The following is a 10,338-nucleotide window of genomic DNA, read 5'->3' on the forward strand; positions in this document are numbered from 1 at the left end:
CTCTTACTGCTGGAAAGCCCGCGGTCCGGCTATTGGAAGGCCCGGAGCTCGGCGACCGACCACCAGGCTCCGCTCGCGCCGGTGCCCTGGGTCAGCGTGATCCGGACGTACCTGTCCTGTACGAAGGGGAAGTTCACGGCCGTCCACGCCCCGGTGCCGACGCCGTCGGCGACGGTGGTCCAGGTCGTCCCGTCCGCCGACACCTGCACGGTGAACCCGCGCGGGTAGTCGTTCGCTGAGGTTCCGGCGTCCAGCACCACGTGGTTGAACCACTGCTGGCCGCCCATGTCGATCTGCACCCACTGCCCGGCGGCCTGGGCCGCTCCGCTGGTCCAGCGGCTGGACAGCGAGCCGTCCAGGACGTTCGCGGTGGCCGCGCCCGATCCGGTGGAGGAGGCGGTGACAGCCCAGCCGGTGCGGGCGTTCTCCTGCTCGCCGTAGACGTTCAGCTCGGCGATCGACCACCAGTTGGCGGCGGTGCCGGTCTGAGTGACGCGCAGGTAGCGTGCCGTCTGCGGCGCGAACGTGGCGATCACCTGCTGCCCGGATCCGGTGCCGGTGGCGGCGGTGGCCCAGGTGGTGCCGTCGTTCGAGGTCTGGATCGCGTAACCGCGCGGGTAGTCGCCGCCGAAGGCCGCGCTGTCGAGCAGGACCGTGTCAAAGGTCTGCGTCTTGCCCATGTCGACCTGGTAGTACTGGCCCGGGGTCTGGGCCGCGCCGCTGTTCCAGCGCGTGGTGGCCGAGCCGTCCAGCGGGCCGGCGAGGGTGGTGCCGGGGCCGGTGCCGGAGGCCGAGGCGGTCCAGCCGGTGCGGGAAAGCGGCGGTTCGGCGTAGGCGTGGAACTCGGCCATCGTCCACCAGGTGCTGGAGGCGCTGGTCTGGGTGAGCTTGATGTAGCGCGCGTAGACCGGCGGGAAGGCGAGGTACTGCTTCGCGCCCCATCCGGTTCCGCTGCGGACGGTGGTCCAGTTCGTACCGTCGGCGGAGGTCTGCACCGTCAGGCCGCGTGCGTAGTCGAACAGGTCGGTGGAGCGGGTCTCGACGGAGACGCCGCTGACGACCTGCGCGGTCCCCATGTCGACCTGGAACCACTGTCCGGGCGCCTGGTCGGTGCCGGAGGCCCAGCGGGTGGCGGTGTTCCAGTCCAGCGCGTCGGCCGGCGGCGCGGTCGCCGACGAGGACGACGCGGTCGCGGTCCAGCCGGTCTGGCTCAGCGGTGTGGCCTGCGCGTACGGTGCGCCGGTGGCGACCTTCGCGACGTCGTTCTGGAACGGTGTGTTCGGCTGGAAGGCCGAGGTGGCGAAGGCGCCGAGCTTGGCGCTGACGGTCGCGGCACTGTCGTTGTCGATGATCGGGGCGGGGCTGGCGTTGGAGTTGTACAGGCCCCAGTACCCGCCACCGAGGTCGGCCTGGCCCTGGGTCACCTTGTAGGTCCAGTTGCTCCAGGACACGTTCAGGGCATTGAGACCCGTCAGCCAGCGGCGCCAGACGTCGTCGTACTGGTAGAGCTGGAACTCGCCGGCCAGGATCGGAGTGGCCCAGTTCGGGTCGGCCTGCTTGGCGGCGAGGGCCGCGAGCTGGTTGGTGACCAGGGTGTTCTGGGCATCAGCGGACAGCGGGTCGGCCATGTCGTAGGGGTGGACTTCGTACATCACGTTGGTCCAGCCGTACGTCGACGGCTTGGTCGTGCCGCTCCAGCTGAAGAACGCCTCCATCATGACCACGTGGTCCGGGTCGGCGGCGCGGACCGTCTGGTAGAGCCGGTTCTCGTAGGCGGTCTTCTTGGCGTTGTCGGCTGCGCTCTCGTTGAGGGCCAGCAGCGGCTCGTTCATGAGGTCGTAGGCGGCGACGGTGGGGTTGCCGGCGTAGCGGGTGGCCATCTGCTGCCAGATGGTGGTGACCCAGTCCTGGTAGGTGGTGTTGTTCCAGAACTCGTTGGGGCTGGCGGCCAGGCGGCCGCAACTGGCCCAGGGGCAGTCGCCGCCGGGCAGGGTGTGCAGGTCGAGGATGACGTAGATGCCGCGCTGCCCGGCCTGCTGGATGAGCCAGTCGATGCGGTCCCAGGCGGTGGTCTTCCAGGTACCGTCCGGGTTCAGCAGGGTCTGCCAGCCGATCGGCAGGCGGACCATGTTCAGGCCCAGGGCCTTGATGTTGTCGAGGTCGGAGGACTGGATCCAGGTGTCGCGGTAGGTGTCGACCACGCTCTGCGCCGTGGTGGCGCCGAAGCGCTGGGTATAGGTGAGGTTCATGTCGTAGTCGTCGCCGATGAGCGCGACGTCGACCTTGCCGATGGTCAGGGCGGCGGTCTGGGTGCCGGCCTCGGTGAGCTTGAAGTAGCGCGCCCGGACGGCCGGGAAGTTGATCGGGGTGGACAGCGGGTAGCCGGTGCCCGCGGCGACCTGGGTCCAGGTGGTGCCGTCGTCGGAGACCTGGACCGTGTACGAGCCCGGATAGTCGGTGGCGGACGTGGAGGTGAACTGGACCTGGTTGAAGGTCTGCTCGGAGCCCATGTCCGCCTGGATCCACTGCCCGGCGGAGCTGGTCACGGTCCAGGCGCTCTTGGTGAAGTAGGGCGTGGAGTAGACGTCGACGCCGGCGACGGACCACGGCACGCTCTTGGTCCCGGTCTGCACGAGCTTCAGGTAGCGGAAGGTCAGTGAGGCCGGCAGCGTCGAGGTCGTGATCTGGCCGGAGCCGATGCCGTCGGTGTACTTGGTCCAGGTGGTGTCGTCCGGGGAGCCCCAGACCTCGTATTCGGCCGGGAACTGGCCGGGGTTCGCGGCTCCGGCGTCGAACAGGACCTTCCACACGGAGGTCTGGGCCCCGAGGTCCACCACGCAGGTCTGGCCGGAGACCTGGTTGCCGGCGGTCACGCAGTTCGGCGTGAACGGCAGCACCGGATCGTTGAAGACGTTGATCTCCGACACGGTCCACGGTGCGGCGGCGGTGCCGGTCTGGGTGACCCGCAGGTACCGGGCCACGCGGGGCGGGAAGGCGATCGACTGCCGCTGCGCGGTGGCCGCGCCGGTGGTCACAGTGCTCCACGTGGTGCCGTCGTCGGACACTGTGACCTGGTAGGAGGCGGGGTACTGGCCGGCGTTGGCTGCGGCGTCGACGTAAACGCGGTCCAGCTGGGTCGGGGCGCCCATGTCGACCTGGAGCCATTCACCGCCGGTCTGGGCGGCGCCGGTGCTCCAGCCGGTGGTCGCGTCGCCGTCCAGCGCGTTCGGCGCGGCCGTGCTCGCCGCGGACGCGGTGGCGGTCCAGCCGGTGCGGTCCAGGGCGAACTCCCCGAGCGGGGACATCCAGTCCTCCTGGGTGAGCCAGCCGCCGAGGTTGGTGCCGCGGAGGGTGACGACGCCGCCGGTGCCGGAGGCGTTGCGCAGCACGGTGCCGTTGGTCTTGAGGAAGTCGCCGGAGGCAAGCGCCGCGTGGGCGGGAGCGGGAGCGGCGGCGGGGGCGACCGTGGCCGCGGCGAGTGCGGCGACGGTCAGGGCTATTCGGTGCCGAAACGTGGCGTGGGTCCGCATGTGTCAGGCCGTCCTGAGGTCGAGGTGGTCGATGACGGTGGCGTCCGCGGTGGCGCGCAGGCGGACGCGGTGACGGCCGGCGGGCAGGTCCGCGGAGCTGACGTAGCTCCAGCCGGCGGGGGCGGCGGCATCGGCGATGGCGGCGTTATCGGTGTTGGCTGCGTTATCGGTGTTGGCTGCGTTATCGGTGTTGGCGGCGTCATCGGTGTTGGCGGCGTCATCGGTGTTGGCGGTGTCGTCGGGCGCAGGCACGGCGGCGACGCCGTCGAGCAGGATTTCCGGCGCCGAATCGCCGGCCTGGCGGAGCACGCTCACGTGGACCGCCGCGGGCTGGGTGAGCTCGAACCGGTACTCCACCCAGTCGCCGGCGTCGAGCCGGAGGTGGAGCTGGTCGGAGGCCTCGCGGGCCTCGCCCCAGATGTGATGGAAGTTCGGCTTTCCGTCCTCGGTCTTGTCGGCGAGGATCGTGACCCGCTCGTCGGCCCGGAAGCCGGCCAGCGGCCGGGCGGAGGCGGTCTGGTAGGAGACGCCTTCGCCTTCGTAGCCGAAGCCCCACGCCGGGATGTGCAGCGGCGGGGTCTTCAACAGGGCGCTGATGAGCTCCGGCCGCCAGCGGCAGCGGGAGACGGCGAAGCGCGGGATCAGGTCGGACAGCGTGGCCCAGGCCGCCTCGGCCGAGGGCCGCGGGCCGGTGCCGGCGGCATAGGCGACGATGTCCCACCAGCCCTCGGGCGGTTCGACCGAGCACGGCGAGGAAAGGGTGTCGATCTTCTTCCAGGGCCAGAAGTTCCAGCCGATGCCGTGGTCCTCGTAGAGGGTGAAGGCGGTGTGGATCCAGTCCGGGTTGTTCTCGCCGCCCTCGCCCATGTAGAGCGGCAGGCCGAGACGCTCGCCGGCGTCGAGGTAGGGCTGGATCCAGGCGCGGTCCGGCGGCTGCCAGTAGCCGTGGAACTGGAGCAGCGAGTTCTCGTCCCAGACCTCGAAACCGGTGAAGTTGGTGGCCCAGTGCGAACCCTCATACATGATCAGGTGATTCGGGTCGACGTCGCGGATCGCGGCGGTGAGGTCTCGGTAGAGGGCGATCAGCCGGTCGGCGTACGAGTACTGGTATTCCTCGGGCAGCGGCTCGTTGAGCAGGTCGTAGGCGGCGACGACGGTCTCGTCCCGGTACCGCTCGGCGATGTACCGCCACAGGGCGATGGTCAGCACACGGTTGCGCGGGTCCTCGAACAGCGCCGGGGTGCCGAGGGAGTCGTCGATGTTCTTGCCGGTCTGCCCGCCGGGCGCGCCGTGCAGGTCGAGCACGACCCACAGCCCGTGGCGGCGGCACCAGTCGATGAGCCGGTCGACGAGCGCGAAGCCCTCCTCGATCGGGGTGCCGTCCTCGGTCCACACCACGCGGGCGTTGATCGGCAGCCGGACGTGGTCGGCCCCGAGCGCGGCCATTCGCGCGATGTCGTCGCCGGTGATGAAGGAATCCCGGAACGCGGTCCAGAAGGCGGCGGCGCGCTCGGCGCCGACGAGCTCGGCGAACAGCCCCTCGATGCCGCGGGGAGCCATGGGTCCCGGCTCCACGAACTTCCACATGTAGCCCTCGGGCAGCAGCCAGTTGCCCAGCCCGAAGCCGCGCAGCAGCAGCCGGCGTCCGCGGCCGTCGTGGACCTCGCGGCCGCTGCGGTGGACGAACCCTGTGAAATCCCGTGACATGCGCCTGTCTCCCCCTGATCTCATTTCAAGCCCGACATGGTGAAGCCCCGGACGATCTGGCGCTGGAACACCACGAACACGACGAGGACCGGCAGGACCATGAACGTGGCCCCGGCCAACTGCAGCGAGGGGTCCACGCTCTGCTGTTTGTTGAGCAGCGACAGGCCCACCGCGACGGTGTACTTGCTCTGGTCGTCGGCCACGATCAGCGGCCACAGGAAGCTGTTCCAGCCGGCGATGAACGTCAGCACCGCCTGGACCGCGAGGATCGGCCGCGACATCGGCAGCACGATCGAGCCGAACGTCCGCCAGGGCCCGGCGCCGTCGATGCGCGCGGCCTCCAGCAGCTCGTCCGGGATGGTGCCCATGAACTGGCGGAACAGGAAGATGCCGAACGCGCCGACGAGGGTGGGCAGGGCGATGCCGAGCAGCGTGTTGGTCAGGCCGAGGAAGTTCAGCGTCAGATAGGTCGGGATCATGGTGATCTGGACCGGCACCATCATGGTGGCCAGCACCATCGCGAACATGACGCCGCGGCCGCGGAAGCGCATCTTGGCGAAGGCGTAGCCGGCCATGGCCATCAGCACCAGGCCGACGCCGTCGATCGCCACCACGATCAGGGTGTTGATCAGGTAGGTGCCGAACCGCTGGTCCTCGAACAGCCGCTGGTAGGCGTTGACGGTCGGATGGTGCGGCACCAGCGCCGGCGGGTCGCTCCGGGACTCCGACAGCGGTTTGAAGGAGGACGACACCATCCAGATCAACGGGAACGCGACGAGCAGGGCGCCCAGGCTCAGGACGATCCCGCTCGCCCACGGACGCCGTTTCAGGGCCTGCACGCTCCGCACCGCGCTCACCGTCGCTCCCCCGCCCGGCGGGCCAGCCACAGCTGGAAGGCGGTGACGGCGAAGATCAGCACGAACAGCACCAGCGAGGCCGCCGAGGCGAAGCCGAACCGGTTGAGCTCGAAGCCTTCCTTGTAGATGTAGAGGGAGGCCGAGGTGGTGGCGCCGACCGGGCCGCCGCCGGTGAGGACGAACGGCTCGTCGAAGAACTGCATCCAGTTGATCAGCGTGGTCACCGTCACGAAGAACAGCGCGAAGCGCAGCAGCGGGATGGTGATGGAGAACGCCTGCCGCACGCGGCCGGCGCCGTCGAGCGCGGCGGCCTCGTAGTACTCGCGCGGGATGTCCTGCTGGGCGGCCAGCAGGATGATGACGTTCAGCCCCAGCGCGCGCCAGATCGCGACCAGCGCCACCGACACCTTGGCCCACGTGGGGTCGGCCAGCCACGGGACCGCCGGCAGGCCGACCGCGTCCAACAGGTGGTTGAGCAGCCCGAACTGGGAGTTGTAGAGGTTGGCGAACACCAGCGACACCGCGACGATGCCGGTGACGGCGGGCACGAAGTAGAACGCGCGCAACGCCCGGAACAGCAGCGACCGGCTGCGGTTGAGCCCGATCGCGACGGCCAGCGAGGTCACCACGATCACCGGCACGCCCATCACGATGAACAGCGCCGTGTTACCGAGCGCCGGCCAGAAGTCGGAGTCCGATGCCAGCAAGCTGGTGAAGTTCTCCAGCCCGACGAAGTGGACCTTGCCGAGGTCCCCGAGCCCGCCGACGTCCAGATCGGTGAGACTGACCACGGCGGCCAGCCCGATCGGCAGGACGCCGAAGGCGAACAGCAACAGGAAGGCGGGGCTCACGAACAGGTAGGGCGCGGCGCGGTCAGCACGGGCCGTCCAGGCGGCGCGGCGGTCGGCGGACGCTCGGCTCGACTGGCCCGACTGGCCAGAGCGGCCCGAGCGGCCCGAGCGGCCCGAGCGGCCCGATTGGCCCGACTGGCTCGACTGGCTCGACCGACCGGGCTCGCCGGACTGGCCGGACTCGCTAAGGACGCCGGACTCGCCGACCTCGCCGTCCGTGCGGATCCGGCCGATCCGCGCCACCAGGCTGCTCCGTCCGAGCCGCCCCATGCTGGGCACCGCGGCGCCGGAGCCCTGCTCCGGCACCACCGCGCGGGTCACGGTCGTCTCACTTCGGCTGCCCCTGCGCCGCCTGGTCGATCTTGCCCAGGGCCGAGGAGATGTCGGCACCCTGCAGGGCCGCCTTGTTCAGCGCGTCGAGCAGATCCTGGTCGGCCTTGTCCCAGGCCGGGTTCAGCGGCAGCAGCTTGGCGTCGTCGAGCTGCTTGACGTAGACCGCGACGTTCGGGTCGGCGGTCAGCGCCGGGTCGGTCATAGCCGTCTTCACCGACGGCAGGTCGCCGTCGATCTGGAACCACTTCACCTGGGCGGCCGGCGTGGCCAGGAAGTCCAGGAGCTTCAGGGCCGACTCGGTCTTGGCCGAGTTCTTCCAGATCCCCAAGCCGGAGCCCGCGAACAGCGAGGTCCCCGCCGCCGGACCGGCCGGCAGCGGCGCCACCGCCCACTTGCCCTTCAGGTCCGGGGCCTGGGTCTCGACGCTCTTGGCCAGGTAGGGCCCGCTGATCAGCATCGGGGCGGCCCCGGAGATGAAGCCGGCGACCTGGTCGAAGTCGGCGGCGGTGGGGACGGCCTTGTCCTTGTAGAAGGACAGGTAGTAGTCCAGGGCGGTGCGCATCTGCGGGGTGTCCAGCTTGATCGCGCCGGACGCGTCGGTGACGTCGCCGCCGGCCTGCCAGGCGAACTCCGCGGGCAGCGCGAGGTCCCACTGGGGGATGTAGTACCCGTACTTGCCCGAGCCGCGCTTGGCCAGCGTGACCGCGTCGTCGTGGAGCTCGGACCAGGTGGTCGGGGGCTTGCTGATGCCGGCGGCGGTGAGCAGGTCGGTGCGGTAGAACAGCACGCGGGTGTCACTGGTCCACGGGACCGTGTAGAGCTTGCCCGCCGGGTTCAGGGTCTTCAGCGAGGCGCCTTCGAGGTAAGCGCCGTCCTGCAGCGCGGGGTGCGCCGCGGCGTAGGAGCTGAGATCGGCCAGCGCGCCGGCCTGCTGGAAGGTGGGGACCAGGGAGTAGCCGACCTGGACCACGTCCGGACCGTTGCCCGAGGCGACGGCGGTGGTGAGCTTGGTGTGGATCTCCGACCACGGGATCGCCTGCACGTCGACCTTGATGCCGGTCTGCTTGCTCCAGTCGGCCGTCAACGTCTTGAAACCGTTTCCGGCGTCGCCCATGACCCACATCTTCAGGGTGCCCGAGCCGGACGACGCCGCCCCGCCGGACCCGCCCGACCCGCAGGCGCCGACGGCCGCGGCCACGACCAGTGCGGTCGCCGTGGCGGCGACTCTTCGCAAGGCCACACTACGTATTCGCATCTGGGCGGTTCTCCTCAGTCCTTGGTGTTTCGTTGACGCGCGACGCGGGTGGCGGCGTGGCCGCGCTCCGCCGGCTGCGGTGCCCGCAGCTCTCCGTCGATCAGGCGCTCCAGCGGGAGCAGGGCCGAACCGGTCGCGATGGCGTCCTCGCCCAGCTGGCAGGGCACGACCGCCACCTGCTGGCCGGGACGGGCCAGGGAGTAGGCGCGGACGGCCCGTTCCAGCTCCGCGCCGCGCACCGCCATCAGCCGCTGGCCGAGCCAGCCGCCGACCACGATCCGCTCCGGGTTCAGCATGTTGACGAGGTTGGCCAGGCCCAGGCCCAGCACCTCGATCGAGTCGTCGAGGATCCGGACCGCGCGCGGGTCGTCGTCCGCCACCGCGGCCAGGAACCGGTCCACGCCGTGGGTGCCGGTGAAGGCCAGCTCGTCCTCGTCCGGCAGCCAGCGACGGACGATGGCGTCCCCGCCGACGTGCGCCTCCAGACAGCCACGCGAGCCGCACTGGCAACTGGGCCCGCCTATCGAGATCTTCGTGTGGCCCCACTCCCCGGCGCTGCCGGACAGCCCCTGCAGCACCCGCCCGCCGTTCACGAAGCCGGCGCCGATCCCCCGGCCGACCAGCACCACCGCCGCCTCGGCGCTGCCCCGGGCCGCGCCCAGCCAGTGCTCGGCGATGGTCAGGGTCTTGGCCACGTTGTCCGCGAACACCGGCACGTCGCCGAGATCGAAGACGGTGTCGATGGACAGGTGCCGCCAGCGCAGGGTCTGCGCGAACAGCGTGGAGGAGCCGTCGGCGGAGTGCTCGACGATCCCCGGCAGGCCCAGGCCGATGCCCACCAGCGAGGCCATCCGCTCCGGATGCGCGGCCCGGAACCGGTCCAGCGCCTCGCGGATCGCCGCGGCCACCACCTCGCCGGTGACGGTGCGCCGGTCCAGCTCGACCCGGACCTCGTCGTGCCGGCGCAGGCTCAGGTCGAACAGCTTGACCGCGACCCACTCCTCACCGAAGTCGGCGCCGACCACATGCGCGCCGTCCGGCACCACACCCAGCCGGGCGATCGGCCGACCGCCGACCGAGGGCACGAAGCCGAGCTCCCGCACCAGCCCCTCCCCGATCAGGTCGTTGACGACATTGGTGACGGTGGCGGCGGACATCCCGCAGGCGGCCGCGAGATCGGCCCGGGTGGTCTCGCCGTCGAGCACCATCCGCCGGAACACCGCCGCGCGGTTGCGCTGCCGCAGATCCCTCGACGTCGCGCTGTGCGTCATCCCCGCCCCTGTCGTTTCACCACTAAAGTTAAGCCTTGAAATTATGGGACGCGCGGACCCGTGTTTTCAACCCTCCGGGTGAAACAGCAGGTGAAGAAGCCCTCGAACTCGGCGGGCAGGCCGCCGTCATACCGCAACGGTAATGAGACCGCCCCTTGAACCGACCTAGGTCGTTCGACTGTGGGCTGGTTGCAGCACCTGTTCGGCGGCGCGACGAAGGGCGTTTCGTTCTATTTGGTGCCTGTCTATAGGCATCTGGGCGGCCCGCGAGCGGCTACCACTTAAATTAAGGCAAGGTAAATCAGGGCTGCTAGAAACACCGAGGGCTCCCTCTCCACGCTGCGGATACTCCGGATCACAGTCACCTGACTGGACCCCGCCCCGCCGCCTTGCCGGGCGCAGCGTCGGGTCGCGTCACTGCGGTTGGGTCTGCCGGTCTGGCTTCGCGTTCGCGCCCAAGGGCGGGGCGCGATGCCTCCGGCGGCCCTCCGGGGGCGCCTGCGCGGCGGGCGGCCTCGGCTCTGGGGGATCCCA

Annotated in this window: 6 protein-coding genes; all 6 read right to left on the reverse strand. The window is 70.3% G+C overall.

Annotated features, from left to right (window positions below; translation table 11 throughout):
• Positions 1-29: 29 nt before the first annotated feature.
• Genes ABD466_RS28975 through ABD466_RS29000 form a run of 6 tightly spaced genes read right to left on the reverse strand, consistent with a single transcriptional unit; the run spans position 30 to position 9,804 of the window.
• Positions 30-3,530, reverse strand: coding sequence for a discoidin domain-containing protein (locus tag ABD466_RS28975; RefSeq protein ID WP_344660362.1), 3,501 nt, complete (start codon positions 3,528-3,530; stop codon positions 30-32).
• 3 nt (positions 3,531-3,533) lie between these two features.
• On the reverse strand, positions 3,534-5,237 hold the full coding sequence (locus ABD466_RS28980) for a glycoside hydrolase family 5 protein (protein ID WP_344660363.1): 1,704 nt from the start codon (positions 5,235-5,237) through the stop codon (positions 3,534-3,536).
• 20 nt (positions 5,238-5,257) lie between these two features.
• A complete protein-coding gene (locus ABD466_RS28985; RefSeq protein WP_344660364.1) occupies positions 5,258-6,094 on the reverse strand; it encodes a carbohydrate ABC transporter permease in 837 nt (278 codons plus the stop codon).
• Positions 6,091-7,266: a carbohydrate ABC transporter permease gene (locus ABD466_RS28990; RefSeq protein WP_425558767.1), complete on the reverse strand. Its 1,176-nt coding sequence runs from the start codon at positions 7,264-7,266 to the stop codon at positions 6,091-6,093. The genes ABD466_RS28985 and ABD466_RS28990 overlap by 4 nt, the downstream gene beginning before the upstream one ends.
• Positions 7,267-7,273: 7 nt before the next feature.
• Positions 7,274-8,533 (reverse strand): extracellular solute-binding protein, encoded by a 1,260-nt coding sequence (locus ABD466_RS28995; RefSeq protein ID WP_344660365.1) that lies wholly within the window; start codon positions 8,531-8,533, stop codon positions 7,274-7,276.
• A gap of 14 nt (positions 8,534-8,547) precedes the next feature.
• The gene (locus ABD466_RS29000) at positions 8,548-9,804 is read right to left on the reverse strand and encodes an ROK family transcriptional regulator (protein WP_344660366.1); all 1,257 of its coding nucleotides are present in this window, start codon (positions 9,802-9,804) and stop codon (positions 8,548-8,550) included.
• Positions 9,805-10,338 lie beyond the last annotated feature (534 nt).

This window comes from Catenulispora subtropica (assembly GCF_039531675.1).
Taxonomy (GTDB): Bacteria; Actinomycetota; Actinomycetes; order Streptomycetales; family Catenulisporaceae; genus Catenulispora; species Catenulispora subtropica.